The sequence below is a fragment of the Candidatus Poriferisodalis sp. genome (assembly GCF_965237655.1).
Taxonomy (GTDB): Bacteria; Actinomycetota; Acidimicrobiia; order Acidimicrobiales; family Poriferisodalaceae; genus Poriferisodalis.
In genome coordinates this window covers 761,019-786,530 of sequence record NZ_CBDEGB010000002.1, presented here as the reverse complement: position 1 = coordinate 786,530, position 25,512 = coordinate 761,019, and the positions used below count along the sequence as shown (strand labels likewise).

The following is a 25,512-nucleotide window of genomic DNA, read 5'->3' as shown; positions in this document are numbered from 1 at the left end:
GCTCGGCTATCTCGTCGAGGACCATTGACACAGCGCTCGCCGATCTCGCCGAGCAGGCGGGCGCTCAGTTCGACAAACGCAGCCCTGATGGCGCGCTCGCGAAGTACCACCGGCTCACGGGTAGCGTGACCACAATGGGCAGGCGCAAGCGTCGGGTGCCAGCGGCGCGCATGAGACCCTCAGGATTCGAGCCGGTGTGCGCCGGCCGTGTCTCGCCGCGCAGAGCGGTGCCTGCACATATCGAAGCGCCGCCCTATGCGCGAAGTGGCAGGTCCCCAACGGCCACGAACGCCATCGAGCCCTCGGACAGCGCCACGATCGAGGCAATGCGATCGGCGGGCTCGGCTGCGCGACGTGTGCTGGCGGCCGTGGCGGCCGAAGTTGCACCAGGCGTCACCGGTGAACATCTCGACGAGGTGTGCCACGAGACCTGCATCGCCGAGGGCGGTTACCCGAGCCCGCTCAACTACAACGGTTTCCCGAAGTCGCTGTGCACCTCGGTCAACGAGATCATCTGCCACGGAATCCCCGACGATCGACCTCTGCGCGACGGCGACATCGTGAACTGCGACGTCACGATCTTCGTCGGGGGCGTCCACGGAGATCACTCCGAGACGTTCTTGGTGGGCGATGTCGGCACTGAGTCTCGACGGCTTGTGGAGGTGACTCGCGAAGCCATGTATCACGGCATCGCCGCCGTAGGGCCCGGAGCCCAGGTGTGCGACATCGGCCGTGCCATTGCGAGCCATGCCGAAGCTGCGGGGTACGGCGTGGTGCGCGAGTTCGTCGGGCACGGAATCGGGCAGATCTTCCACCGGCTGCCCAACATCCCCCACTACTACGACCCGGGCGCACGCACCGAGCTGGTTGAAGGCTTGACCTTCACCGTGGAGCCGATGATCACAATGGGCACGCCACGCGCCCAGCTGTGGCCCGACGGCTGGACCGCCATGACCGCGGACCGCAGTCGAACGGCCCAGTTCGAGCACACGGTGGTGGTCACTGCCAGCGGTGCCGAGTTGCTGACCGTGGCCGACGACGAGCCACAGCCCTTCATGGCCGGAGATCTCGCCGCTCGGCTCGAACCGGGCAACTGGCCCCGGCAGCTCAGCACTTTGGCCGTACGGGCCGGCTGAGCGATGGGGCGGTTGCGTGCCGTGGCAGTAGCTGCGTGCGCGGCGGTGATGCTCGCCACGGGTTGTGCCTCAGAGCCCGACGCCGAACCGATCCCGACGACGCTTCCCGTGCTCACGACATTGCGTCCCCAGCTCACGACCACGACAATTGCGCCGCCGCCTCCGCAACGCCGGATCTACGTGGTCCAGCCGGGCGACACGCTCAGCAAGATCGCCAACGGCTTCGGCGTCTCGGTGCAGGCGCTCATGGAAGAGAACGGCAAGGAAGACACGTTGCTGCGGATCGGCGAGCAGCTCGTCATCCCGCCGACAGTGGTCGGTGCCGACAACTGACCGTGAGGGAGGCGCGTGGTGTTCTCACAGCAGGGCGACGAGGCGTGATGGCGGTGGCTCTCGCGCTTGGCGCTGCCGGCATGACGAGCGGTTGCACCCTCCTGCCGGGCGAGCCGCGCACGGAGGTCTCCGCCACGACAGTTCCCACGCCGGCGATACCGGCAACGACGACGACAGAGCCGAAACTGCTGACGCCGTACACCGTCGTGCGTGGTGACACGCTGATTCAGATCGCGGACCGGCACGGCATTCACCTCAACGATCTCGTGCGCGTGAACAACATTGCCGATCCGACCAAGATCTTCGTCGGTCAGATCCTGCTGATCCCGCCGCCGGCCCATCCGAACGCCGGGCCGGCGCTCACGATCGCACCCGCCACCGACCCGATCCTTCCGCCGCTGCTGCCGACGACCACGGCGCCGCCCGTCACAGCCCCGGGATCTGGGTGATGAACGCAGCACGACAGATTGCGCGCTTCGACGATGCCGTCGACCGATGGTGGGAAGTCCTACGTGGCCGCAAGTGGGTTGACCGCGTCATGTACGGCGCCTCAGACGTCGGCGAGTTCAGCCAGCTGTGGCACGTGCTGGGTGCAATTCGGGCCCTGGGGCCACGCCGGGAGGCCTCCGATGCACTGCGGTTCAGCGCGCTGATGGCGCTCGAATCGTTGGTCGTGAATCAGGGCATCAAGCGGCTGTTTGCCCGGCGCAGGCCTGGTACGGCCGCCGAGAACCCCACAAACCATCGGTTGCGGCAGCCCATCACGTCCAGCTTCCCGTCGGGGCACGCCTCGGCTGCGTTCTGCGCTGCAGCCGTGCTGTCGCGCCGGTCTCGGCTGGGACCGCTCTATCGACTGCTCGCCACCATCGTGGCCACATCACGCATCCACGTACGCCTGCATCATGCGAGTGACGTCATTGCCGGGGCGCTTGTCGGCGAGGTAGTCGGGCGCGTTGCCGCTCGGCTGATGCGGCGCTGAGCGGGGATCAGGCCCGAGCGACGTCTTGGTCGCTCTTGGAGATGGCAGCCACCGCTGCAGCCTCATCACCACGACGCAGCAGCGTGCGCACATCGAGGAGCACATCGGTGATCTCGCCCGACGAGACCAGCTCGCGTTGGAAGAAGTCTCCCAGTGCGCTGTCGATGACTTCGAGCGCGTCGGAAATGATCTGGGGCTCAGCAGTCCGAGTCGGTTCGGTTGTCTCGGTCATCTCGGCTCCCTCCCCGCGCTCGGCGCCTGATAAGGCGTCGCTGCCGGTTGTGTTCCTCACCCTATCTCGCACCTGACGCCCGGCACCGTCAGTTCACCAACACGTCACACAACTGCTCCAAGCGGCCCTCAGGCACTCGGCGGCCCGCTCGGGAGGCGGGTACGGTGCGCCGCCATGAGCACGACTGAACCACGAGGGCGACCGCCCCTGGGCGTGACGTTCGGCAGCCTGGGAGTGCTGGGTCCGGCTGCCATCGTCGACATCGCCCAGTCCGCGCAAGCCCATGGCTACTCATCAATCTGGACGGTCGAAGCCACCGGAACCGACGCTTTCTCCATGCTTGGCGCCGTCGCGCACGCCGCCCCAGGTCTCGATCTGGCCACCGGCATCATTCCGGTGCAGCTGCGCGCCCCGACGCTCGTGGCCATGACGGCCGCCACGCTGCAGTCGCTCAGCGACGATCGCGATGTGCTCGTCGGCCTGGGTGTGTCGGCACCCGGCATCCTCCGCCAGCACGGCGAGTCGCCGACGGATCGGCCCATTGCGATGATGCGTGAGTACGTGGCGCTGCTGCGCGAGTGCATGAGCGGGGAGCCGGTCACATTCGAGGGCGACTTCTGGCAAGTCCGCCGCTTCCGTCTCGGAGTGCGGCTGGGCGAACGCCGCCCGAAGATCGTGCTGGCGGCGCTGAACCCGCAGATGCTGCGCCTGGCGGGAGAGGTGGCGGACGGGGTGCTGCTCAACTACCTGCCGGCATCTCATGTTCCCGCGGCAGTGTCGGATGTACGCGCCGGCGGCGACGCGCAGATCATCTGCTATGTGCACGCCGCCGCGGGCGACCTGGAACGCTCGGCGCGTTCAGCCCAGCGCGACTTGCTCAACTACGCGATGGCCGACGGCTACGCCAACGCTTTTCGTGCGGCCGGCTTCGGCGACGAAGTGGACGAAGCCCGCGCTCGCCAGTCCGAGCGGGATCGCGAAGGCGCGCTGGCAGCGATCTCGAACGAGATGATCCAGGCGATCGACTTCATCGGTTCGCCAGCGGAGATCGGCGAGTTCGCCCGGACCTATGTCGACGCCGGCGTGGAGCACCCGGTCCTGATGCCGCTGCCGTGGGGTGAGGACAGGCGCGCTGTGGCCGACGAGACAATGGAAGCGTTCGCCAACGCGTTCGATTGACGGTCGACCGGGCGCCCGGCCTCTCGGCCGCGAAGCCACCCGGCCTCTCAGCCGCTCAGTCGGCGGTTGCGACCCCGACCGGGCAGGTCTGGCCGGTGCTGCCCAAGCCGCAGTAACCCCACGGGATCTTGTGCAGGTACTGCTGGTGATAGTCCTCGGCGTAATAGAAGGGCCCGGCCAGGCAGATCTCGGTGGTAATGGGGCCCAGTCCGGCACGGTCGAGCACCGCTTGGAACATGTCCCGCGACGAGGTGGCGCGCGCCAACTCGTCTTCGTCCGCCACGTATATGCCCGATCGGTACTGGGTGCCGATGTCGTTGCCCTGCCGCATGCCCTGCGTGGGGTCATGACCCTCCCAGAACGCCTTCAGCATGGCCTCATAGCTGGTGATGGCTGGATCGAAGACAGCCAGCACGGCTTCGGTGTGGCCGGTCAGACCCGAGCACACCTCTTCGTAGCTGGGATTCGGCGTTGTGCCGCCGGCGTAGCCCACGGCTGTGGTGTACACGCCGGGCAGCTGCCAGAAGATGCGCTCGGCGCCCCAGAAACAGCCCATGCCGACCACGAGGTGCCCGAACCCCTCGGGGAATGGCGGCGTCATCGGCGTTCCGAGCACGACGTGCGCTGGGTCCACCGGCATCGTCTGGCTGCGCCCGGGCAGCGCCCTCTCGGCGTCCGGTATCTCCAGCTTCCTCGACCACAACGCCACGCTGGCTTCCTCCTGCTGCGCCTCAAACGCTAGCGACCTAGTGTCAGGAACATGAGCGAGTCGCTGATTCCAGCCGAGTCGCTGGCTCGCGTAGGCGAGGTGCTGTCGGGGCCGGTCACCGTGGTCATCGACCGCCGGGAAGCGCAGCGCTATGCCTACGCCGTCGGCGACGAGAATCCCATCTACTTCGACGAAGCTGCAGCCCAAGCTGCCGGGTACCGGACATTGGCGGCACCGCCCACCTACGTCACCCATGCGGTGATGCAGCCGCAAACCGCATCAGACCTGCGCACGGACGGCCTGTACCGCGATGGCACCGGCGTGCGGCTGCTGGTCAATCGGATGATGTTCGGCGGCGAGGAATGGGACTTCATCGAGCCGGTCTGCATCGGCGATGAGATCACCGCCGTCACCCGGCTCGCTGCGCTTGACCAGAAGGAGGGACGCAAGGGGCCCTTCGTCCGGCAAGTTCGCGAGACGACCTTCGTCAACCAGTTCGGCGACGAAGTCGCCCGTTCCCGCCTGATCGGCATCGCCCGATGACACAGACAATCCGGATTGCACCATGAGCACACTCGACAACGATCTCAACGCAACGGCCCGTCTTGGGGACCTCAGCGTCGGAGACGAACTGCCGACGATCTTCAAGTTCCCCGACGAGGCGCAGCTCTTCCTGTACAGCGCGGCGAGCCACAATCCGCATCGCATCCACTACGACCGCGACTACGCCCGCTTCGAAGGGTACGAAGACATCCTCGTGCACGGTCCCCTGCAGGGCGCATGGCTCACGCAGTATGTGACCGACTGGGCCGGACCGCAGGCACGCCTCGAGAACGTCACCTGGCAGAACCGCGCCAGCGCGCTCGCGGGCGAAGAACTGGTGTATTCGGGCACGGTGACCGCGGTGGATGCCCAGTCGGGCGTCGTGGAGTTGGAGATCGCCGAACACACCTCCGACGGAAGGCTGCTCATGCCGGCGACAGCTAGGGTCCGCCTGCCCCCTGATCCCGATTGAGCACAGGGCCCGAGCCGGAGAACAACCACGCATGAAGATCGCCGTCGACTTCCCGTCGATCGTCTTTCGGGAAGGACCCCAGCGGGTGTCGTTGTCCACCGAAGTGCTGGTGCTGCCTCAACGTCAGCCCGTGCTGGTGGCGAAGCAGATCTCGACGCTGGACACGCTGTCGGGCGGGCGCGTGCGGCTCGGCATCGGCGTGGGCTGGCAGGACTCCGAGTACGACGCTCTGGGGAGGACTTCGGCACGCGTGGCAAACGCATGGACGAGGCGATTGACCTCATGCGGACCTACTGGACTGGCGGTCGCATCGAGTTCTCCGGCGAGCACTACAACAGCTACGACATGGGAATGGAGCCCGTTTCGCCACAGGGCGCTGGGATCCCGCTGTGGATCGGCGGCGACAGCCCAGCCGCGCTGCGCCGGACCGCCCAGAAAGGCGACGGCTGGATGGCGTCTGGCGTCAGCGACGAGCGAGCGCTCGAGTGCATGGCAGAAATTCGCCGTCGAGCCGAAGAGGACTTCGGCCGAGATCCCGCGTCCATCGGCATGCAGCTGATGCTGGCCCCGCCGCCGCGCACCGACGCCGACAAGGGCTTCTACAAGGACTTGGACGCGATCGGCGAGCGTGCCGCCATCGTCGCTGCAATGGGCTTCGACTGGGCTTCGGTGAACGTCACGGCGATCTTCCAATCCGGTGCGCGCTCGGTGGATGCCATGATCGAGCGGCTGGGCGAGATCCTCGAACGCATCCGAGCCGAGGTCGACTGAGCACATGGGCTACTCCCTCGAATACGACTCTCTCGATCACCAACACGGACAACACATCACGGGACGGACCTCATGAGCCAGCCGCAACTCATCATCGACAACCTCAAGGCCTGCTGGGCAAGCTGCAACGAGCTGTACGGCTCGCTTGAGGGCGACCAGTGGGACGTGCAGTCGCACTGCCCGGACTGGACGGTCCACGGCGTGCTGGCCCACCAAGTCTCGGTGGAACAGGCGCTGTCGGGCTGGCTGCCTGAATCGGTCGAGACGCCGCCACCGTTCGGCGACATAGCGGGGTACATCTCAGCCGCCATGGCCATGAGCGGGCCCGACCTGGCCGAATTGGCAACCGAGGTGTGGGCCGGGCGTGCTGCACAACTCGAAGCGCTCGACGATGAGGTCTTCGACCGCGGATCGATCACGCCAGTCGGCCCGGCAACGTACGGCCGCTTCATGGCGATCCGGGAGTTCGACCACTGGATGCACGAGCGCGACTGCCGCACACCGTTGGGGCTGCCGACCGACAACAGCGGACCGACAGCCGAGATGGCGCTGAACGAGGTGCACCTGTCGATCGGTTACATCACCGGCAAGCGGGTCGGCTTGCCCGACGGCGCCTCCATGCACTTCGAGATCACGGGCGCCGTCGAACGCGACATCTACGTCGCGGTCGATGGCCGCGCTGGCGAGGTCGACCATGTCGAGGATCCGACCGTCACCTTGCACTGCGACTCGATGGCGTTCATGGATCTCACTTGCGGTCGCATCGATCCTGAGGTCCCCATCGCTGCGGGACTCGTGAGCTGGTCGGGAGACGCCGAAATCGGCGCCCACGCTGCCCGCAGTCTGCGTTTCACCATGTAGCTCGGTAGCTCACAGCAATCAGCGGCGGTTGCAGCCGCCGCATCATCCATTTCTCAACCGACAACCCCATTTCGACAAGCCCTCAATTTCGACAAGCAAGGAGCATTCCAATGCCCGAGACTTCACTGCCGGTACGGCACCTGTTCACCATGGCCATCGACGCCGACATGTCCAGCGCAGCCCGCATCAAGGGCGGTCCGGCCGGCAGTCGCATGATTGTCTCGGTCGACAGCGGCACCGTCACCGGCGAGCGCATCAATGGCTCGATCATCGGCCCGTCTGGCGACTGGCTGTACCGCTGGGCCGACGGATCCATGCATCTCGACGTGCGCATTTCCATCCGCACCGACGACGACGCTGACATCTTGATGGAGTACCAGGGGAAGATCACAGACGACGGCACGCCCCGATCCGCGCCGACGTTCCAGGCGTCGATGGACGGCGACTACGCCTGGATGAACAAGATCCAGGCGATCGGCATCGGTTCGTTTCCCGAAGGCAAGCTCGTCTACGAGGTCTACGAGCTGCTGTAGCCAGCGGAGCTAGAAACGGCGGGCGGCAGCGTCGCTTAGGCCGCTGCCGGGTGCTTGCGGGGGTAGGCAAATCCCATGAGCGGGATGCAGAGCGCTTGCAGGCCACCGAGCAGCAGCCATAGCCAGTTGTAGAGGTGCACCTCGTGGGCGCCGCCCAGCACTGCGATGGACACAGCCACGCCGATGCCCCCGACGCTGTACCGCAGCGATTGATGCACGCCGTTCGCGGTCGCGATGGAGGCCGGCTCGATATCCGCGAGCGCTGCGGAGTTCAGGTGGCTGGCCAACACGCCCATCCCCAGGCCGAAGAACACGGTTGCGGGGAAAAACGCAAACCAGAAACGCACGTTTTCGTCAAGGAAGAACAGCAGCCAGAGATGGCCGCCGGTGGCGATGACCGACGCCAAGGCCATCATCCCACGAAATCCGTGCTTGTCGGCCCAGCGGCCGCCGAGCACCGCCACAACCGCCGAGATGATCGGCGCCGGGGTAAACGCCAGGCCGACGGCCCACAGGCTGTAGTCCCAGACCCCCACCAGGTACTGCGGCCACAGGAACCAGCTCGTGAAGGCTCCGACCATCGCCAACGACACCGCCATGTTGGCGACGGCGAAGCTGCGAACTCGGAAGAGCCGCGGATCGAACAGCGGCTCGTCGTGGCCGGCTGAGCGCCAGAGGAACAGCGGCAGCAGCACCGCGGCACCGACAAAACATGCCAGCGTGCTGGCCGATCCCCATCCCCAGTGGCGACCCTGCAAGGTTGCCAGCACGATCAGGAACACCGCGCTGCTCCCCATCGCGACGCCCAGCAGGTCCAGCGGCCGGCTGCGGTCAGGCTCCGCTGTCTCTCGGAGAAACCACAGGGAACCCAGGAAGGCCAGCGCAGCGATCGGCGCAATTGCGAGGTACACCCAGCGCCAGTTCGCGATTTCCAGGATTCCCGCAGCCATGCCCGGTGCCAAGCCCGACGCCGCCATGCCCGCCGAAGCCCAGATTCCGATGACGCTCGCTTGGCGCGCCGCGGGAAACTGCGGCAGCACGAGCGCAAGTGAGGAAGGCACTGTCAGCGCCCCGCACAGCCCCTGCACCACACGGGCAACGAGAAGCAGCTCGATGCCGGGCGCCAGCCCTGCTGCAATCGACGACACGAACAGGCCCAGCACGCCGATCCGGAACACCACGAGGCGGCCATAGCGATCGGCGAGACGGCCGCCCACGATGATGGTGGAAGCGAATGCGATCGCGTAGCCGCTCACGATCCAACCGGTGACCGCCCCGGAGTTGCCCGGAAAGGCCCGCACGATGTCGGGGAACGCAACGTTCGTCACCGTGACGTTGACGGCGCCGAGCACGAACGCCAGCGAGCCGGTGGCGAGCGCAAGCCGTGCTCGACTTGAGACACGCTCGGCGGTATGTGTCTCGGGTTGTGAGCTCGGTGCCAGCGGGGGGCGCGCTGGCGTGACGCGTCCGATGCGCGGCCGGATGGCTTCGCCCGCGTGAGCTGAGCCTGCGCTCGGCGTCAGGCGCGGCGCGCCGTCAGCAAATCGGAGTCGGAAGACCTCTGGTGCGTTGCTGGTCGTTGGTGCCGTGTCCTCAGTCATCGCCCGCCGGGGGACGGCGCTCGCGCAGGCCGCTGAGCCGAGGAGGATGCGCTGCAAGAGCCTCTTCGATGGGCTCGGTTCCCCAGCCGGGCGCGTCTCCCAGCACCAGGTGACCGTCGACATAGTTCGGCGCGACGGTGACGATCTCGTCGTCCCACGGAATCCGGTCGATGTCGGTCTCCATGATGATGATGTTGGGTGTAGCCGCTGCCCAGTGCACGTTCATCATGGTGGCGAGGTGCCCGTAGAAGTTGTGCGGGGCGACGCTGTGGCCCATGCCGTCGGCCATTGCGGCCATCTTGGAGGACTGCCAGAAGCCGTTCCAGATGCCGTCGATGATCGGCACGTCGAGCGATCCGGCTTGCAGGTACGGGTATAGCTCGCGCACTCCGAACAGCGACTCTCCCCCGCTGATGGTGCAGCCCGCCTTCGAGCGGATGTGCGCCATGGCGTCGGGATGGTCGGAGTCGATCTCAATCCAGAACAGCCCGAAATCGGCCAGTTCGCGCACGATGCGGGCGTAGCCCTCGGTGCGGGCGTTGAAGTTCAGGTCGAGCAGGATGTCCATGTCGTCGCCGGCGCCGTCCCGGAATGCCTGCAGGGTCGCCCGGATCTCGTCGATGAGCTGGCGCGACACGTTCAACTCGGGCGCGAATGGCGTGCCGAAACCCGGCAGCCAGCCGCGCAGCCCATCGGGCGTCTGGCGGAAGATGTTCGTCTTGAGCGCCGTGAAGCCTCGCTCGGCAACCTCGGCGCCGAGCGCCCGCACGCCGTCGAGGTCGGTGATGCGGTTGCCGTAGATGTGCGGGAGGTTGATGCGCCAGGTCCCACAGTGCGACCAGTACACACGGATGCGGTCTCGCACCTTGCCGCCCAGCAGGTCGTAGCAGGGCACGCCCAAGTTGCGGGCCTTGGCGTCGAGCAGCGCATTCTCGATGGCACCGATGGCTTCGCCGATGATGCCGCTCGCCGCCTGGCGGGTACGGGCAAAGAGGTACTGGTAGATGGGCTCGTGATCGAAGACTGATCGGCCGATGACCAGCGGTGCCAGAGCTTCGATTGCGGTGGTGAGGCCAGGCGAGGAGAAGCCCTCGTCGTATTCGGCCCAGCCGACGACGCCGTCGGCGGTGGTGATCTTCAAGAAGTAGTAGTTGCGCCACGCCGCGTCGCACGACAGCGTCTCGATGCGCTCGACCGCCGTCCCCCGGTCGGCGGAACCCCTGCTCGATGCGACATCAACCATGGACTGCTCCTTTGGGTGCTCGGGGTTAGCGGCCCGGGTGAGTCTTGCCTGCCCGCGGCGCGCTCGCCAGATAGCCGACGCACTGTCGGCTGATGCGAACCGGCTTCGTACGGCCGAATCGCCACTCTGAAGCCACTTTGGGTCCGGTGGTACGATCCGGCCATGACGGCTGTCACGCTGAACATCGAACCGGTCGATGCCTCGTTTGGTGCGTGGGTGCACGACATCGAGCTGCGGTCCATCGACGATGTCACCTTCGAAGCGTTGCACGAGACGTGGTTGGAATACGCACTGCTGATCTTTTCGGGCCAGTTCCTGACCAACGACGAGCAGGACGCATTCGCGATGCGGTTCGGCAATCTGGAATTCAACGCGGCGCCAATCTCGAACGTCGGCAAGGACGGCCAAGTCCACTACGAGCCCGCCGACGAACTCGTGAAGTCGCTGAAGGGAAACTGGGGCTGGCATCACGACAGCACCTACATGCCGCTGCAGGCCAAGGGCGCCGTATTCACCGCCGAGCTCGTCCCCGCAGGCGGGGCTGACACCGGCTGGGCCGATATGCGGGCTGCGTATGAGGTCCTGTCCGATGAGGACCGTGAGCTGGTGCACACGCTGGAGGCACACCATTCGCTCTACTACAGCCAGGGCCGGGCGGGCTTGCTGCCCGAGAAGAAGGACGACGGCACCTACGGCATGTACGGCTACCACGACTTGGACATCTCGGTCCGGCCGATGGTGAAGTATCACCCCGACACGGGTCGGCCAAATCTGCTGATCGGTCGGCACGCTCACGACATCGTGGGCATGGACCCGGACAAGTCCGTGGCACTGCTCGACCGCCTCAACCGCGAGGCTTGCCAGCTGCCGCGCACGTACCAGCATGCGTGGACAGAGGGCGAGGCGGTCATCTGGGACAACCGGCGGCTCATGCACCAGGGCGTGCCGTTCGATATGTCCCAGCCCCGCAAGATGTGGCACTCGCGCATCGCCGGCGAGCTCGAATCCGAGCTGGCGCTCAACCACACGGCTGAGAGTGCTGGGTTCAAGCACGGCCGCGACGCCATCCTCAACTCGGTCGGCTAGCAGCCGGCGCAACGACACATTCGGCTAGCAGCCGGCGCAACAACACAGTCGGCTAGCGAGTCCACCCCGGCACCTGTACCCAAAGGAGCACTGTGGCTGCCTACGTCATCACGCGGATCAACGTCACCGATCCGGCCCAATACGAGGAATACAAGAAGCTGTCGCCGGGAGCGGCGGCCGCCCACGGGGGGAAGTTCATCGTGCGCGGCGGCGAGTCGGTGACGCTCGAAGGTCCCATCGAAGACCGCCGCCTGGTTGTGTTGGAATTCCCCGACATCGACTCGGCCAAGGCGTTCTACGACTCAGAGTTGTACGTCCAAGCCCGGGCGGTGCGAGCGGGTGCTGCCGAGTTCCAGATGGTCGCCGTCGAGGGCGCCTAGCCCCCTCAATACACCAAGCAAGCAATCAGCACAGAGGAGCAACCAACCATGAGCCGCAAATCGATTGAGATCGAGAGCTTCCAGCACACCAATCCGATACCCGCAGCGACCCGTGTCGGACCGCTCGTGATGAGCAGCATCACGCCGCCGACCAATCCGGGAACGCGGGACGTCCCCGACACCCTCGAAGAGCGGATCGACAACCTGTTCACCCACGTCGGCCAGATGCTTGAGGGCGCCGGCGCCACCTGGGACGACATGGTGAAGATGTCGTTCTACGTCACCGACCCGGCGGTATCCCGACAGGCGCTGAACGGGCCATGGGTTGAGCGCTTCCCCGACCCGGATTCGCGGCCGGCGCGCTACTGCATGAAGGTGGAAGGCGGCGGGCCCAATCAGATCGCCTGCGACTTCGTGGCCTACGTCGAAGACTGAGCTGCTGAGTCTCAGGCTTCGGGCTGCCCGACCCCGCTGAATCTCAGGCTTCGGCGTCTCCGACGCCGCTGAGTCTCAGGCTTCGGGCTGCCCCACCCCGAAGCTGATCTGCCCGAGGGGGCCGAAGTCGGCGACGATGGCGTCGCCGGGGCGAATCGTGCGGGCGCGTATGAACGAGCCCGACAGGATCGCGTGGCCTGCCGACATGGTCACGCCGAATTCGCTGAGCTTGCGGGCCAGCCAGGCCACGGAGTTGAGCGGATTGCCCATGACGGCCGCTGCGGTGCCCGACTCTTCCAGGTCGCCATTCAGATAGAGCGCGCCGCCGATGTGCCGGATGTCGACGTCGGTCAGCTTGGTCGGACGGCCGCCGACGATGATGAACCCGCACGAGGCAGCATCAGCGATGCTGTCCACCACGCCAGCCTGCGTGCTGCGCCGGTTGTAGCGCCGGTCCACCACCTCGATGGCAGGCAGGATGAAGTCGGTGGCGCGCATCACATCGATGGCGTTGGTGCTGGGCCCGCCCAGGTCCGACTTCAGCACGAAGACGATCTCGATCTCCACCAGCGGCACGTTCAGGATTGACGCCGGCACGATCGAACCCTCATCGAGGAACCAGTTGTCAAACAGCGTGCCGAAGTCGGGCTCGGTGGCGCCGCTGGTCGAGCGCATGGCCTTCGAGGTCAGCCCCACCTTGTGTCCCTTGATGACCCGCCCCGCCGCCACCTTCGCATCGGTCACGTACTGGCCGATGGCATAGGCGTCCTCGATGTCGGCACCCGGGTACGTGTCAGTGATCGGATCGATCCACTCGCGGGTGTTCTCGGCATGAAGCAGTGCCGCAGCGGCCTCGCGCCGCTGCTCGTCGGTCATCGCCATGTCGTGCTCCCCGCCTGAGGCATCCGAGCGCCTCTGGTCACCAGCCCGCCGCCGAAGATAGAGGCTGAGCCGCCGTAGCGCGCAGCGTTTCCACGGCGCACCCGCGTGCTTCGACCGGCGGTGAGTGCCAAGAAATGACGGATACGAGATGGCAAGAATGACAAGTAGACGGCGCTGAGTCTGTCGGACGTTGCATTGATCAGATACAGCGCCGCCGACTCCGTCACCAGTTCTCGCTCGCAGCACGAACCATCTCCGGCGTCATCGGACCGCTGTCGGCCTCAACTTCGAATCCGGGCACGCCAGGTGCAGCCGTGGGCGGGCCTTGCAGGCATCCGCGGCGGGCCAGTTCCGACATCGCAGCTCCGATCGAGATGCCCCGCTCCTGGGCCAGCGAACGGGCCACCGTCAGCACGTCGTCATCCAGGTCCAGCGTTACCCGCATCGCAAGATCATGACATCACGACATCGCACGTTGGCGCGTGCCAATTGGGACGGCAGCGTCGGTGACAACCCGTCAAGTATCGTCGGCGGCAAGAAGATCGTGCCTACGGCTCAACCCGCTCGACGGTTCGCACCCGGTCGATACCACGATCGAACGAGGCAATCCTGCCGATGCCGGTTATCTCCGCACAGGCCACGAGGTAGGCATCCGCGAAGCTCAGACGGTAGGCCTCGTAAACCTCAATGGAGCGGGACAACAGCGTCGGATCCTCCACGTGAACAGCTCCAGTGGCCAAGACACCCTGAGCCAACTCGGCCACGCGAACGCGCGGCATGGCATAGAACGACTGGAGAACATAAATGGTCTCGGCCAAGATCAAATCCGGCAGCAACAGTGTCTCTCCGGACGCCAGCAGCCTTGCGGAGGCGGCCGCGGCATCGGGCGGGCTGCCAGTGAGTTGACGGACGAGGACGTTGGTGTCAACGAACGCCGTCACGACTCGTCGATATCCATTGCCTCACGCGCCCACGCTTCATGCGCTTCCGCAAGCACCTCTTCCCACGGCGTGTTGCGCTTCGACAAGGGCACTTCGACGCTTCCTGCGAGTTCGATGAGATCGGGAATGCGCTTCATGACCGCCCGCTCAGACTCGACCTTGAACAGCACGGCATCGCCCGGGCCGATGCCGAGCGCTTCACGGACTCTCTTGGGAATCGTCACCTGCCCCTTGGAGGTGACCCGGGCCATGACATCCATGCCTGTTTCCTTACCTTCGTCAGAAAGTAAGGAAATCTTACTCGGGACCAGTGCATCGGCCTGCGACATCTGCACGTCATATCGCGCTGATTCAGATACATCCAATGAATTTCACATGGCGACAGCGCTGCGGCTCAGGCGAAGCCGAAGATCGGCGGAAAAGCCACGACGACCACAGCAGCCCATGCGGCGTAGATGCCGAAGTGGGCCGTCTGCCAGCGCACGATGTTCGCAAACGGTCCGTGCCGTCGCCAGAGTCGGAAGTACAGCCACACGCTGCCAGCCAGATTCACGAGGAGGATGAGATTCATGCCTGCGATCGCGGTTCGGTTAGGACTCCAGCCGAAGTCCGCAATGCGCCCCACAATGGCGACGAGCGTGAGCACGCTGGTGACCAAACCCGCTGTCGCAAGCACTGCCGAAGCGAGATCGAAGACGCCCGGTCGGGAGTCGGCGGGCCGCGCGGCAGCCGAGAACAGCAGCAGGCCCACGACGAGGCCCAGCAGCACGTTGAACAGGATGAGCACGTCCCGGTCGTTCTCGATGCTTCGACCGCTGGCAGCCACGGCAACCAGGAAGATGAGGAGCATTGCTGCGAAGAGCGGCGTGAAGACTTGCGCCAGCATCGAGGCGATCTTCGGGACGGCGCCCGCCCAGAACTCGACCAGCCAAGCGGTGACGACGACCGCAGCGGCAGACCCAGCAACCATTACCCACTCGGTCATCCACCCGGTGTCGACATCAAGGGCGACAAACACGCCGACCGTCAAGGCGCTGAACACCGCTCCTCCCAGCGCAATGAGCACGTAGTAGACGACCCACTCTCCGGTGAAGCGCACGTAGTCCATGCGCCGTGCCGACGACCGCCAGTCGCCACCGGTGTGCGCGACGCCCACGACGAGCCACAGCAGTGCCGGCAGGTGGGCTATCGCCAGGATGTCGGTCGATCCGCCCTCGTCGAACGGATACGCATTCACGACCGCCGCCGAAGCGGCGAAGACCGCACCCATCGCAACGACGCACCACTTGTGCGGACGCCGCGCCCACACAAACCAGCCCGCCAACGCAGCCAGCACGAACAGGCCGATGTTTCGTGCATAGAAGATGCTGTCGTCAGAGTCAGTCAGCCCGACCCCGAATGCTTCCGGCAGCCGTACCGCCACCCCAGCCACGCCGGCGAAAGCAGCCATGATCCAGAAACCCCGCCGCCCACGAGCAAGTTCGTCGGTTGTCGGCGCGCCTTCGTCGGACCGGTTGGCCGGCTCAATGACAGGCTCGGGTGGCAAGGCTGTGGCCGCACTGTCTTCTGGTACCGGCTCGGCATCATCCCAAAGCCCCGCGAAGTGCTCCCTCGCCAGCGCGCGTACTTCCGCATCAGTCGCCGCAAGACGCTTGGCCGCGATGAGGAACGCCTCGTCCTCGGACAGCCCAGCCCGTCCGAGCGACTGGAGCTCATCTGAGAGGCGAGCGCGCAACTCGTCTTCAGTGATGTTGCGGTGCGATGCAGCCATCTATTCAGCCGAACCCCGAAGTATTTCGCGTTCGCGCCAGCGGCACCCGTGGTGACTTGTGAGCCAGCTAGTAGTTCGACTCGCCCCAGGTCTCGTCGAAGACGATCTCCGAGAGCGGCAGCCGGTCGAGCTTGCGCGGGAAGGGGGTGGACCGGTAGCCGACGGCGATGTGGGCCGCGGTGGCCACGCCCTCGGGAATGTCGAGCATCTCCGCGACCTGCGGCTCGTACATGCACAGCAGCGTCGTGAGGGCGGTGCCGAGACCGGCCTCGCGGCACCCGAGCAGGAAGTTCTGCACGGCCGGGTAAATCGAGCCTCCGCCGACGATGCTGAGGCGTCCCAGCTCGGTGTCGGTGGGATGCACCCCGTCGATGTAGCCGCAGGCCACGACGATGATGGGCACCTCTGCGAAGTGCTCGGCGAAGTAGTCAGCGCTGTCCAGCAGACGCTTCGCCTTGTCCCCGACAATCTCGATGTCGCCGGAGCGAGCCAGCGCCAGGTAGGCCTTCCACGGCTCCAGGTACCACTCCTGAAGCTGACGCTTCTTGTCGGCATCGCGCACCACGATGAAGCGCACCGGCTGGCGGTTGCCGCCCTGGGGCGCATGACGCGCATAGTCGAACGCACGCTCCAGCGTCTCGTCCGACACCGGGTCGGTCGTGAAGTACCTCGTCGTCATCGACGTGAGTGCTGCCTCGCCAAGTTCCATGGGTTTCCTCGCTTGCTCGGGACACGCGGGTGACGGCGCAACAGTACCCACCGCCCGTCGCGTCACGGGCAGCGGCGAGTCGACAAAGCAGAACTACTGCAGCAATCCGAGCACATAGCGCTTGCCTTGGCGTCCGAGCGGCTGAATCCCGTATTCGAAGTGCCAAACGCCGGTTGTTGCATCAAGTGATTCATAGATGTGGCGTGCCACTCGGCGGACGCTGTCGAAGTCCGCCAGCCAATTGTGGTCTTGTGCACATTCCTGAATCTCCCCGGACTTCGAGTCGACGTGACGTAGCCATCGTTCCACCGCGGCAGGTGCGAGCAGCGAGCCCGCCTTCTTGCTGTTGACGCTCGGTGTGGTCATGAGGAAGTTCTCGATTTGCGACAGGCGTGCTCGCGACCAAGGCACTACATGGTCCAACGATCCGCTGGATGTCGGCAACGAATCACCCGAGTAGATGCAGCGCCCCTGTTGAATCTGACCGAGCTGTTCACGCATCTTGGGGGGCGGCATGATCCGGTCACGGCCGAACAAGTGGGAATGGACATCGTCGACAGGCAGATTGAGCGTCTCGTGGTTGATCCTCACGACTGCCTGAGCGAATCTGAACTCGACCAGGGGGCGTAAGACACCCGCGAACCTTGTGAGGCTCTCTGCGACGCCTGGAAGCAGCATGAACCCCGTCTTGTCCGATGTCACGTGATACAGGAACGGTTCGGGATCACCCGGCAGCTGCTGAAGCAGGCGCACGGGGTTCTTCAACAAGGCTGCCCGGACGCGTGCAAGCGCCGTCTCCACCGCTTCCTCCCACTCCGAGTTCCACTCGGCGTCTTCAACCCGAAGCCTGACGATGCCGAGTGGATTGTCCCGGAGATCTCCCCGTTTGCGGTCTGTTAGCAGTTTTCTCAGTCGGTGGACCTCCTGCATGACGGTCGTGTCATCGGCAGTTGTGCCGTCGGCACGCGATTTGCGCGCCGAACTCTGGCGCAGCGTGACGCCTCCGAAGGGGCGGGCGTGCTCCCAGTGGATATCGAGGTAGCGCTCCGCCATTGCGGTTCGGCTGATTATGGGAGCATTGCTGTCGAGCGTCGGAGCCAAGTCGAGCAAGGTGAGCAGCAGACCAAGCTTGTTGGTACCGGTCATCGAAGCTCGGTCAAGGACTTCCAGCACGCCCTGAATTGGGTCCAACCGTTCTGAACGACCGGAATTCGAAGAACTCACCTAAGCGACCGTAGCTTCAGCATCGGGACGGCCTAGTGCAAAGCAGTCACGGCTCAATCGCTCGCGGACCGAATCACAACCGAGATGGCCATCGCAGCGTCCCGACCCGCTCACCAATCTGCTTGCGAGAGTTTGAGTTCGCTGCTGTCGGCGAGCCGAGTTGTGTGCGACTCCGAATGTTGATCGAGCCGGATTCGGAGACACCGTGAATCACCCCGGGTTCAGTAGAGACTCGGGTTGTTGAGTCACGGCCGGGGTGGCTGTGACGGTTTGACGGTAGTAGGCGGTTTCGTGTTCGGCGGGGGTGGTGTAGCTGCCGCGGCCGGGCAGCAGGGCGCTGTGGCTGCGTCGGTGGTTGTACCAGTCGACGTATTCGAGGGTGGCGAACTCGACGTCGCGCAGTCCTTGCCACGGTCCCCGGGGGTAGACGAGCTCCCATTTGAACAGGCCGTTGAAGCTCTCGATCATGGCGTTGTCATAGGAATCGCCTCGGGTTCCGACCGAGGCGACGATGTCGTTGTCGTCGAGGCGCTGGCTGTAGCGAATGGAAAGATATTGACCGGATTCAATCGGTCGTCGCAACACTGGTTTGTTGGAGGGAGCGTAGGTGTTCGTTGAGGGTTTCGGCGGGTGTGCGCCAGCCGAGGTTCTTGCGTGGCCGGGAGTTGATGATCGCGGCTACTGCTTCGAGCTCTTCGCTGCTCCATCGGGAGAGGTCGGTGCCTTTGGGGAAGTACTGGCGCAGCAGTCCGTTGGTGTTCTCGTTGGTGCCGCGCTGCCAGGGGCTGTGGGGGTCGGCGAAGAACACGGCGAGGCCGGTGTCGATCGTGAGCTGGGCGTGCTGGGCGAGCTCTTTGCCGCGATCCCAGGTGAGCGACCGTCGCAGCTGATCGGGCATCGACGCGAAGCTCGTCGCTAGTGCCTCACGCATCGACTCGGCGCCGTAGCCGCCCAGAGCGGGCCCGTTCTTGACGGGTTCCTGGGTGCCCCAGCCCTCCTTGCGCGGCAGGTGCACGAGCACGGTGAATCTGGTCGTTCGCTCCACAACGGTGCCGATAGCGGACCTGCCGACGCCGATGATCAAGTCGCCTTCCCAATGCCCGGGCACGGCCCGATCGTCGGCTTCGGGCGGCCGCTCGCTGATCATGGCCTCATCGGTGACATGGCCGCTGGCGCGCTGTTGCGCGCGGGCACGAGGAACCCGCAGCGCACGCCCGGTGCGCAGGCAAGCCACCAGTTCGCGCTTGAGAGCGCCGCGGCTCTCGACATAGAGCGCCTGGTAGATCGCCTCGGGAGAGATCCTCATCGTCTCATCGGCGGGAAAGTCGACCCGCAGCCGGTTCGAGATCTGCTCTGGGCTCCACGCTGTAGCCCACACTCGGTCCTGCCGACGAGGCCGGTTGCGCCCCTTCCACGTCGCTGTCGGCGGACCGACCACCGCCCCATCGGCGCTGTGAACCACGCCAGCGAGCCGGTCCTGGACATAATCGCGGAGCCGTTCATCGGCGACCAGTTTCGCAGTCTTGGGACGCCGGGCGGCCAGCTCCGCTTTCCACTGAGCGACACCGGCCCGGTACTCGAGCTTGCCGCCGCGGGTGGCTGCGTTGCGGCGCAGCTCACGAGAGACCGTCGACGGCGACCGTCCGATCACGCGTGCGATCGACCGAACCCCGCGGCCTTGCGCGCGCAGCACAGCGATCTCCTCGCGTTCCTGAAACGACAGATACCGGCCCGACGACGGACCCAGATCGATGCTCGGCATGCCACCACGCTCGCGGAACCAGCGCGACCCCACAGGACCCGACACACCGCACGCGACCGCGGCATCCTCGCTCGTGAGCCCCTTGGCGATCTCACACCAGAACGCCCGCTCAACATCCCGACGGATCGGCGGCCGACCCGGCGACCTCATCGCCGGCCGCCCCCTCAGCGTCACCAACCACCCCGCCTGCCTGCTCACCGCTCACCTCCACATCAAGGTGTTGCGACGACCGATTGAATCCGCCTTGCGACCCGCGGTCGCTGTGATGAGTCACCTCCTCGATGCTGTGGCCGTCGCGGCGGCGCCCCGAGATGGCCATCTCCAAGGCATCGAGCGCCAGCTCGGTGCGCAGCGACCACGACGCCTGCCAGCCCAGGACCCGGCGCGAATAGGCGTCGATCATGAACGACACGTACACCCAGCCGCTGCGGGTGCGCACGTAGGTGAGATCGGCGAGCCACAGCCGGTTCGGGGCCGGCACTGTGAAATCCCGGTTCACCAGGTCCGCGGGCCGGCAGGCGTCGGGGTCGCTGGTGGTGGTGCGCACCGTGGCGCCTCGGCGGGTCCCTTCGAGGCTCAGCTGGCGCATCAGCCGCTCCACAGTGCAGCGAGCCACCGTGATGCCCTCGACGCGGTTGAGGTGATCCCACACCTTGGCCGCCCCGTACGCGTCGTAATTGTCCCGGTGCACACGAGCGATCTCTCCGCACAACCAGGCGTCGCGCTGCGCCCGCGCCGACGGCGGCCGGCACCTGGCTGCGTAATAGGTGGACGGGGCGATCCCGACGCCGTGCTCGGCGAGCACAGCGCAGATCGGCTCGACCCCGAACCGGTCGCGATGGGCGTCGATGAACGCCACTATCGCTTCGACTGGCGGTCGAGCTCCGCCCCGAAGAAAGCCGACGCCGCCTTCAATATCTCGTTCGCTCGGCGCAGCTCACGGTTCTCGCCTTCGAGCTCTTTGATCCGAGCCCGCTCCGCTGAGGTCACCCCGGCCCGGGTCCCGCCGTCGATCTCAGCGCGGCGCACCCACAGCCGCACCGTCTCCGGGGTCGGGCCCAGCTTGTCGGCGACCGAGCAGATCGCCTCCCACTGCGACCCATAGCAGCGCTCGTTGTCGAGCACCATTCTCACCGCACGCTCACGCAGCTCGGCTGGATATCTCCCATTTCCTGGCATCGCTCCATCCTCTCAAGGAACAGAGCCTCCACCAAACCCGGTGTGATTCACCGACTGCCAGCTGGGGTCATTCCACTGGCGATGGCCGTTCGTCGTCAACGTGTATGCAGCGATTGCAGATGCACTCCTCCTGATCGAGCCGATCAGGAGGACACTCGATCTCGATGCCGAGATGGGCCATCTGTCCATTGAGCTCGCCCACCGTCAGCGCTTGGTACCGCTGTCCGGTGCCGTCGGCAAACTCAACGTATGTGACTGGCCCGAAGTGGTAACCAACCTCACCCGATTCATCGTCAACGAAGTCGACATCACTCCACCACGAATGCCATCCGACGACATCGGGCGTGCCATGGGACGGGGCTTCACCGGACATGCGCATCTTCACCTTCTCTAACCGCGGCCCCATACTCGTGGCGGGGTGCAACATCAATAGCGACGGTGCGGAGTCCCCACCAGACCTGCCGCCCTGAGCCCACGCATCGACTGGGCAAGCCCGACTGCGCGCCAGACGGGCACCAATTGACACCCGGCATGCGACTTGCCCAAGCCGATCCCCGCCCGACGAACTGACGCCGAAGGGGCTGCGGTGCACGACGCCATACACAGCGAACCGTCTAGTGTCCTGTTTGGGGAATTCGTTGTAGATATGCGGCCATGGTCTCGAAGATCTGGTCTGCCATCGACGGGCGAACCACCCGCCACGCCGGGTACACAACATCCCAGCGGACCCGAAAACGCGTCGAAGAGCCCTTCGGATGGATCAAGACCATCGCCGGAGGACACAAGCTCAGACACAACGGACGCGACCGCAACCGGGGCTGGTACCTGGTCGCCGCCGCCACCTACAACCTCGTCCGCATAGCCAAGCTCGACACCCAAACCGCCTGAACCCGCCCCACCCGCCACACACTCGCCAAACACCAAAACCGCCAAATTTCAGCATCCTGTTAGTAGGTGTCAGCCGAATGCAGCCGAAATACCGCGGCAACGGGACCCCGGAACGCACGGGGTCCCTTTCTTGTTCCGCGCCGACATCCTGGGGCGGCGTCATCTGATTGACCGCCTATCAGCCGGATAGCACCCGGCTGGGTCCCGTGGAGTGGTGGGGTCTTGGGCAACTGACCATTTTCCCGAAACTGAAGGCGTTTCGCGTTTCTAAGTGACCTGATTTCAGGTTCGGTTGATAGGCTCACGACGCGTGGGGCGGCTCATTCGATTGGAATTCCGCCACTGGCGGGGCACCTCGATGGCCTCGCTGCCGTACGAGGCGTATGTGCCGCACACGCTTGGGGCTTGGCTGCACGCCCCGATGCCAGACGTGCTCGAACGCGTTGCGCGCGCCGAGCGCAGGCTGGCGAGCTTGCATCGTGCCGTCGTCGACACGCCCGCGCTGAGATGGTGCTTGAACCGCGCTGAGGGCATCGCGTCGAGCAGCGTCGAGGGGATCGCGACGACGCTGCGTTCCTTGAGCCTGCTGGAGTCGCTGCGAGGCAGACGCCACCAGGCGACCGATGCCAAGGATCGCCAAGCGCTCGGGAGCGTGCTCATGAACGCCCAAGCAGTTGCGCTCGGGGAGCGCGCCGGGGGCGAGGTGAGCATCGCTGACATCGAAGAACTTCACCGCCGACTGTTCGCCGACACCGAGCAAACCTTCGGCGCTGGCCGGCTGCGAGATGAGCAGGTGTGGATTGGCGCAGGGCATGCGACCCCCGAGCGCGCCTACTACATCCCTCCCCCACACGACATGGTGCGCCCGTTGATGAGCGACCTCACCGGACACATGTCGAGAGCGACATGGGGTCCGCCGTTAGCCAAAGCAGCAATCGTCCACACCCAGTTCGAGACGATCCATCCGTTCACTGACGGCAACGGTCGCGTCGGCCGCGCTCTGATGCACTTCGTGCTGCGCAGAGACGGCCATCTGACACTGCCGATGCCGTTGTCGGCAGCCATCGATGCACGCCGAGACGACTACTACCGAAGCCTGCGCCCGTACCAGACCTTCATCGGCGACCAGGATGCCCCCGCTCGCGCAGAAGCGATGTACGCGTCAGTGGAATACATCGCCGATGCAGCGGTCGTCGCTTGCGACTACGCCGAGGCAGCATCTCGTTCCATCGTCGACTGGATCCGACGAAGCGACGATGCCGGCTTCCGAGAGAACTCATCTGCCAAGGAGATCCTGGCAGTCATGCGAACTATGCCAGCCGCGACGCACAAGTTCCTCACGGAGGTGATCGGCCGCCCGTCGCGCTCAATCGCACGCGGGCTGCGACAACTCGTCGATTCCGCCCTGATCACCGAGACGTTCGACTCCGAGAGCGGGTCACGCACGTTCGAAGTGCCGGCGATGCTGTCCGTCGTTGACGGCCGAAGCGACCTGCTCGACCAGGGCTGGGCACTCAACACCGGCGATTCACCCGATGTCGCCGATCACCTGCATGAGATGATCACAGCGAAGATCGCGAAGCAGCACGGGACCAGCCTGAAACCCATGCCGCGATGCGGGCATGTGGGCGTGCGCACCGGCAAGGCCTGCGTGCGACGAGCCGGGCACGCGGGAGATCACAGTTACTGAGTAGAGCATTGCGAGGCTGGCCGTCTACCAAATGCGGCGGGCGGCGGCCCAGCGGGTGAGTTCGTGGCGGTTCGACAGTTGAAGCTTGCGCAGCACGGCCGAGGCGTGGGTCTCCACCGTCTTGACCGAGATCGACAGCTGCCGGGCGATCTCCTTGTATGTGTAGCCCCGAGCCAGGTGGCGCAGCACCTCGCGCTCACGCGTCGTCAGGCTGTCAAAGTCTTCGTCCGTCTCTGGCCCCGCGTGCACTACGGCCCCAGCGGCGAAGGCGTCGAGCACGAATCCGGCGAGGCGAGGCGAGAACACGGCATCGCCGTCACGCACCCGAAAGATGGCGTCTACTAGGTCGTCGCCGCCGATCGACTTGGTGACATAGCCACGTGCCCCGGCACGCACCACCCCAATCACGTCTTCGGGAGCATCCGACACCGACAGGGCCAGAAACTGTGTCTCGATGCCGGCCGCGGCCACCGCCTCGATCACCTCGCGTCCCGAGCCTGAGGGAAGATGGACATCCAATAGCACCACGTCGGGCCGCCAACGCTCGATCTCCTCCACGGCCGAGCCCACATCATCGGCCTCCGCTACCACAGTCGCCCGATCTCCGATTTCAGCGCGCACGCCGCTACGGAACAATCTGTGATCATCGACGATCACCACCCGTGGACTCGGCGCTGCCACAGGCGTCAACGTAACCGCGGCCCCCGGGCTCTCAGCACGGGTCCCACAACGACCGCATCCGGACCGTCATTGCCGGTCCAGCCGCAATCGCACTTCTGCACCGTTGCCGGGCGAGCTGAGAATCTCGCTCTCGCCCCCGGCTCTTTCGAGGCGACCGTGAATCGAATCGCGAATGCCGTGGCGGCCTTCGTCCACGCCCTCTGGGTCGAAACCCACGCCGCGGTCGCGCACGAATGCCTCGACTGCGGTCGCTGTCGCCTCGACGTACACCGACACCGTCGGGCATCCCGACCATCTGGCCGCGTTGGTCATTGCTTCGCCGGCCGCAGCCACCAGAGACTCCATCGCCGGATCCAGCAGAGCATCGCCGACGGCTACCACGTCGATCACGACGCTGTGGCGGTCCTCTACTCCCCCAGCGAGATGCTCCACGGCCGTGACCACCGTGGACGGGTGCGGCTCGCCCGTCTCGCCGAAGAGCCAGCTGCGCAGCTCGCGTTCTTGGCGACGGGCGAGAGCCGACACGCGAGCAGGATCGTCGGTGCGCTGTACGAGGGCGAGCGTCTGTAGCACTGAATCGTGCAGATGGGCGGCCATGTCGGCACGCGCATCGGCCCGAATGCGTCGTTGGCGCTCCTCGCGACTGTCGCGGATCAGCACCGCAACCCAAGGCCCGAGAATCATCGCCAGCCCGCCCAGCACGAGACCTGTTGAGAGCAACCCGTCGCGAACTGCCGACAGCGAGAGGTTGGCAGCGACGACGACGACTATTCCCATGGCCAGCAGGATCGTTCCGGCCGCGATCCGCACTGCCCCTGCTCGGTTGAGGCCCGCGACCGGCTGGGCCCTCCAGACCACCGCTCCAAATCCGAACGCGAGGCACAGCACTGGCCAAATCACGGCGTCGGGCAGCGCTGCGCCCAGATTCCGGGCCAGCAGCACCGTCCCGATGACGATCAAGGCCAATCCCGCCGCGCGCCTGGTCACTGTGCGAGCTGGAGGCGCAGGTCCAGCGAATTCGGTCCGGACCGCAGAGGACTGGGGCAGCAGTACCCAGCCCAACAGGTAGAGGGGCACGCCGATCCAAGCCAAGGCGAGCGACGCGAAGGCGATCCTCACGATGGTCGCGTCGATGCCGAGCCGATTGCCGATGCCGCCGCACACGCCTGCGATCAGCCGGTCGGAGCGGGATCTCACCGGCCAGCCAGCACGACGCCACACCATCAGTCGATCATGACACGACGGTCCCGGTCCGGCAGTCAGGGCTAACCCTGACATCGGTCGATTCATGG

General features: G+C 65.5%; 31 protein-coding genes, 2 pseudogenes and 1 other annotated feature. Of the genes and pseudogenes, 15 read left to right on the top strand and 18 right to left on the bottom strand.

All coding sequences use genetic code 11. The features are described 5' to 3' along the window. Nucleotides 1-134: 134 nt before the first annotated feature. From map to ACPXYO_RS11730, 4 genes are read left to right on the top strand one after another with little or no spacing between them, the layout of a single operon-like run. Nucleotides 135-1,136 carry a type I methionyl aminopeptidase gene (map, locus tag ACPXYO_RS11745; protein WP_423920573.1) on the top strand — a complete coding sequence of 334 codons (1,002 nt, stop codon included), beginning with the start codon at nucleotides 135-137 and terminating at the stop codon, nucleotides 1,134-1,136. Nucleotides 1,137-1,157: 21 nt separating this feature from the next. Next, a complete protein-coding gene (locus ACPXYO_RS11740; RefSeq protein WP_423920570.1) occupies nucleotides 1,158-1,469 on the top strand; it encodes a LysM peptidoglycan-binding domain-containing protein in 312 nt (103 codons plus the stop codon). 47 nt (nucleotides 1,470-1,516) lie between these two features. Then, nucleotides 1,517-1,918, top strand: a complete 402-nt coding sequence (locus ACPXYO_RS11735; RefSeq protein WP_423920567.1) for a LysM peptidoglycan-binding domain-containing protein — start codon at nucleotides 1,517-1,519, stop codon at nucleotides 1,916-1,918. Then, entirely contained in the window at nucleotides 1,918-2,448 is a 531-nt protein-coding gene (locus ACPXYO_RS11730; protein ID WP_423920564.1) for a phosphatase PAP2 family protein, read from the top strand. Before ACPXYO_RS11735 ends, ACPXYO_RS11730 begins: the two co-directional genes overlap by 1 nt. Before the next feature lie 7 nt (nucleotides 2,449-2,455). On the opposite strand, the gene ACPXYO_RS11725 is transcribed toward ACPXYO_RS11730, so the two are convergent. Continuing rightward, nucleotides 2,456-2,680: a hypothetical protein gene (locus ACPXYO_RS11725; protein ID WP_423920561.1), complete on the bottom strand. Its 225-nt coding sequence runs from the start codon at nucleotides 2,678-2,680 to the stop codon at nucleotides 2,456-2,458. Nucleotides 2,681-2,854: 174 nt separating this feature from the next. Between ACPXYO_RS11725 and ACPXYO_RS11720 the strand changes: the two genes are divergently transcribed. Next, complete coding sequence (locus tag ACPXYO_RS11720; RefSeq protein ID WP_423920559.1) at nucleotides 2,855-3,859, top strand: LLM class F420-dependent oxidoreductase; 1,005 nt, start codon at nucleotides 2,855-2,857, stop codon at nucleotides 3,857-3,859. 55 nt (nucleotides 3,860-3,914) lie between these two features. On the opposite strand, the gene msrA is transcribed toward ACPXYO_RS11720, so the two are convergent. Beyond that, entirely contained in the window at nucleotides 3,915-4,499 is a 585-nt protein-coding gene (msrA, locus tag ACPXYO_RS11715; protein WP_423923822.1) for a peptide-methionine (S)-S-oxide reductase MsrA, read from the bottom strand. Nucleotides 4,500-4,619: 120 nt separating this feature from the next. On the opposite strand from msrA, the gene ACPXYO_RS11710 reads away from it, so the two are divergent. From ACPXYO_RS11710 to ACPXYO_RS11690, 5 genes and pseudogenes are all read left to right on the top strand, one after another. Next, nucleotides 4,620-5,111, top strand: coding sequence for an FAS1-like dehydratase domain-containing protein (locus tag ACPXYO_RS11710; protein WP_423920556.1), 492 nt, complete (start codon nucleotides 4,620-4,622; stop codon nucleotides 5,109-5,111). A 22-nt stretch (nucleotides 5,112-5,133) separates the two neighbouring features. Further along, on the top strand, nucleotides 5,134-5,583 hold the full coding sequence (locus tag ACPXYO_RS11705; protein WP_423920553.1) for a MaoC/PaaZ C-terminal domain-containing protein: 450 nt from the start codon (nucleotides 5,134-5,136) through the stop codon (nucleotides 5,581-5,583). Further along, a pseudogene (locus ACPXYO_RS11700) lies at nucleotides 5,477-6,354 on the top strand (TIGR03619 family F420-dependent LLM class oxidoreductase). The gene ACPXYO_RS11705 and the pseudogene ACPXYO_RS11700 overlap by 107 nt, the downstream one beginning before the upstream one ends. A 72-nt stretch (nucleotides 6,355-6,426) precedes the next feature. Next, a complete protein-coding gene (locus tag ACPXYO_RS11695; protein WP_423920551.1) occupies nucleotides 6,427-7,215 on the top strand; it encodes a maleylpyruvate isomerase family mycothiol-dependent enzyme in 789 nt (262 codons plus the stop codon). Between the two features lie 110 nt (nucleotides 7,216-7,325). Then, nucleotides 7,326-7,748 (top strand): DUF3237 domain-containing protein, encoded by a 423-nt coding sequence (locus tag ACPXYO_RS11690; RefSeq protein ID WP_423920548.1) that lies wholly within the window; start codon nucleotides 7,326-7,328, stop codon nucleotides 7,746-7,748. A 35-nt stretch (nucleotides 7,749-7,783) separates the two neighbouring features. On the opposite strand, the gene ACPXYO_RS11685 is transcribed toward ACPXYO_RS11690, so the two are convergent. Together ACPXYO_RS11685 and ACPXYO_RS11680 are read right to left on the bottom strand one after the other, a co-directional pair. Then, nucleotides 7,784-9,349 carry an MFS transporter gene (locus tag ACPXYO_RS11685; protein WP_423920545.1) on the bottom strand — a complete coding sequence of 522 codons (1,566 nt, stop codon included), beginning with the start codon at nucleotides 9,347-9,349 and terminating at the stop codon, nucleotides 7,784-7,786. Continuing rightward, nucleotides 9,342-10,592 carry a mandelate racemase/muconate lactonizing enzyme family protein gene (locus tag ACPXYO_RS11680; protein WP_423920542.1) on the bottom strand — a complete coding sequence of 417 codons (1,251 nt, stop codon included), beginning with the start codon at nucleotides 10,590-10,592 and terminating at the stop codon, nucleotides 9,342-9,344. The genes ACPXYO_RS11685 and ACPXYO_RS11680 overlap by 8 nt, the downstream gene beginning before the upstream one ends. 162 nt (nucleotides 10,593-10,754) lie before the next feature. Here ACPXYO_RS11680 and ACPXYO_RS11675 point away from each other — a divergent pair, with 162 nt between their 5' ends. The 3 genes from ACPXYO_RS11675 (at nucleotide 10,755) to ACPXYO_RS11665 (ending at nucleotide 12,493) form a co-directional block, all read left to right on the top strand. After that, nucleotides 10,755-11,678 carry a TauD/TfdA dioxygenase family protein gene (locus ACPXYO_RS11675; RefSeq protein WP_423920539.1) on the top strand — a complete coding sequence of 308 codons (924 nt, stop codon included), beginning with the start codon at nucleotides 10,755-10,757 and terminating at the stop codon, nucleotides 11,676-11,678. A gap of 92 nt (nucleotides 11,679-11,770) precedes the next feature. Then, nucleotides 11,771-12,058, top strand: a complete 288-nt coding sequence (locus ACPXYO_RS11670; RefSeq protein WP_423920536.1) for a DUF1330 domain-containing protein — start codon at nucleotides 11,771-11,773, stop codon at nucleotides 12,056-12,058. 48 nt (nucleotides 12,059-12,106) lie between these two features. Continuing rightward, a complete protein-coding gene (locus ACPXYO_RS11665; protein WP_423920534.1) occupies nucleotides 12,107-12,493 on the top strand; it encodes a RidA family protein in 387 nt (128 codons plus the stop codon). Nucleotides 12,494-12,568: 75 nt separating this feature from the next. On the opposite strand, the gene ACPXYO_RS11660 is transcribed toward ACPXYO_RS11665, so the two are convergent. The 12 genes from ACPXYO_RS11660 to ACPXYO_RS11605 form a co-directional block, all read right to left on the bottom strand. Continuing rightward, nucleotides 12,569-13,375 (bottom strand): 2-keto-4-pentenoate hydratase, encoded by an 807-nt coding sequence (locus ACPXYO_RS11660; protein ID WP_423920531.1) that lies wholly within the window; start codon nucleotides 13,373-13,375, stop codon nucleotides 12,569-12,571. Nucleotides 13,376-13,598: 223 nt separating this feature from the next. Next, on the bottom strand, nucleotides 13,599-13,820 hold the full coding sequence (locus ACPXYO_RS11655; protein ID WP_423920529.1) for a CopG family transcriptional regulator: 222 nt from the start codon (nucleotides 13,818-13,820) through the stop codon (nucleotides 13,599-13,601). Nucleotides 13,821-13,923: 103 nt separating this feature from the next. Then, entirely contained in the window at nucleotides 13,924-14,316 is a 393-nt protein-coding gene (locus ACPXYO_RS11650; RefSeq protein ID WP_423920526.1) for a PIN domain-containing protein, read from the bottom strand. Further along, nucleotides 14,313-14,576 carry an AbrB/MazE/SpoVT family DNA-binding domain-containing protein gene (locus ACPXYO_RS11645; RefSeq protein ID WP_423920523.1) on the bottom strand — a complete coding sequence of 88 codons (264 nt, stop codon included), beginning with the start codon at nucleotides 14,574-14,576 and terminating at the stop codon, nucleotides 14,313-14,315. Before ACPXYO_RS11645 ends, ACPXYO_RS11650 begins: the two co-directional genes overlap by 4 nt. A gap of 134 nt (nucleotides 14,577-14,710) precedes the next feature. Next, nucleotides 14,711-16,087: a hypothetical protein gene (locus tag ACPXYO_RS11640; protein WP_423920520.1), complete on the bottom strand. Its 1,377-nt coding sequence runs from the start codon at nucleotides 16,085-16,087 to the stop codon at nucleotides 14,711-14,713. A 67-nt stretch (nucleotides 16,088-16,154) separates the two neighbouring features. Continuing rightward, nucleotides 16,155-16,796, bottom strand: coding sequence for a nitroreductase family protein (locus tag ACPXYO_RS11635; protein ID WP_423920517.1), 642 nt, complete (start codon nucleotides 16,794-16,796; stop codon nucleotides 16,155-16,157). Between the two features lie 93 nt (nucleotides 16,797-16,889). Further along, nucleotides 16,890-18,020 carry an HNH endonuclease gene (locus tag ACPXYO_RS11630; protein WP_423920514.1) on the bottom strand — a complete coding sequence of 377 codons (1,131 nt, stop codon included), beginning with the start codon at nucleotides 18,018-18,020 and terminating at the stop codon, nucleotides 16,890-16,892. Between the two features lie 210 nt (nucleotides 18,021-18,230). Continuing rightward, nucleotides 18,231-18,602 carry an integrase core domain-containing protein gene (locus ACPXYO_RS11625; RefSeq protein ID WP_423918852.1) on the bottom strand — a complete coding sequence of 124 codons (372 nt, stop codon included), beginning with the start codon at nucleotides 18,600-18,602 and terminating at the stop codon, nucleotides 18,231-18,233. Then, nucleotides 18,586-19,932 (bottom strand): IS30 family transposase, encoded by a 1,347-nt coding sequence (locus ACPXYO_RS11620; RefSeq protein ID WP_423918849.1) that lies wholly within the window; start codon nucleotides 19,930-19,932, stop codon nucleotides 18,586-18,588. The genes ACPXYO_RS11625 and ACPXYO_RS11620 overlap by 17 nt, the downstream gene beginning before the upstream one ends. Continuing rightward, complete coding sequence (locus ACPXYO_RS11615) at nucleotides 19,892-20,641, bottom strand: IS3 family transposase (protein WP_423918846.1); 750 nt, start codon at nucleotides 20,639-20,641, stop codon at nucleotides 19,892-19,894. Before ACPXYO_RS11615 ends, ACPXYO_RS11620 begins: the two co-directional genes overlap by 41 nt. After that, nucleotides 20,555-20,683 (bottom strand) — a sequence feature (AL1L pseudoknot). It overlaps the preceding gene by 87 nt. Then, nucleotides 20,641-20,961, bottom strand: a complete 321-nt coding sequence (locus ACPXYO_RS11610; RefSeq protein WP_423918569.1) for a transposase — start codon at nucleotides 20,959-20,961, stop codon at nucleotides 20,641-20,643. It overlaps the preceding feature by 43 nt. The genes ACPXYO_RS11615 and ACPXYO_RS11610 overlap by 1 nt, the downstream gene beginning before the upstream one ends. A gap of 67 nt (nucleotides 20,962-21,028) precedes the next feature. After that, nucleotides 21,029-21,334 (bottom strand): hypothetical protein, encoded by a 306-nt coding sequence (locus ACPXYO_RS11605; RefSeq protein WP_423920511.1) that lies wholly within the window; start codon nucleotides 21,332-21,334, stop codon nucleotides 21,029-21,031. A 299-nt stretch (nucleotides 21,335-21,633) separates the two neighbouring features. Between ACPXYO_RS11605 and ACPXYO_RS11600 the strand changes: the two are divergent. After that, nucleotides 21,634-21,849: pseudogene (locus ACPXYO_RS11600) on the top strand (transposase); the annotation flags it as partial. Between the two features lie 310 nt (nucleotides 21,850-22,159). After that, a complete protein-coding gene (locus tag ACPXYO_RS11595; protein ID WP_423920509.1) occupies nucleotides 22,160-23,539 on the top strand; it encodes a Fic family protein in 1,380 nt (459 codons plus the stop codon). Between the two features lie 24 nt (nucleotides 23,540-23,563). Here the strand turns inward: ACPXYO_RS11595 and ACPXYO_RS11590 are convergent, their stop codons facing one another. Together ACPXYO_RS11590 and ACPXYO_RS11585 are read right to left on the bottom strand one after the other, a co-directional pair. After that, complete coding sequence (locus tag ACPXYO_RS11590; protein WP_423920506.1) at nucleotides 23,564-24,229, bottom strand: response regulator; 666 nt, start codon at nucleotides 24,227-24,229, stop codon at nucleotides 23,564-23,566. 57 nt (nucleotides 24,230-24,286) lie between these two features. Further along, nucleotides 24,287-25,444, bottom strand: a complete 1,158-nt coding sequence (locus tag ACPXYO_RS11585; RefSeq protein WP_423920504.1) for a PspC domain-containing protein — start codon at nucleotides 25,442-25,444, stop codon at nucleotides 24,287-24,289. Between the last annotated feature and the right edge of the window lie 68 nt (nucleotides 25,445-25,512).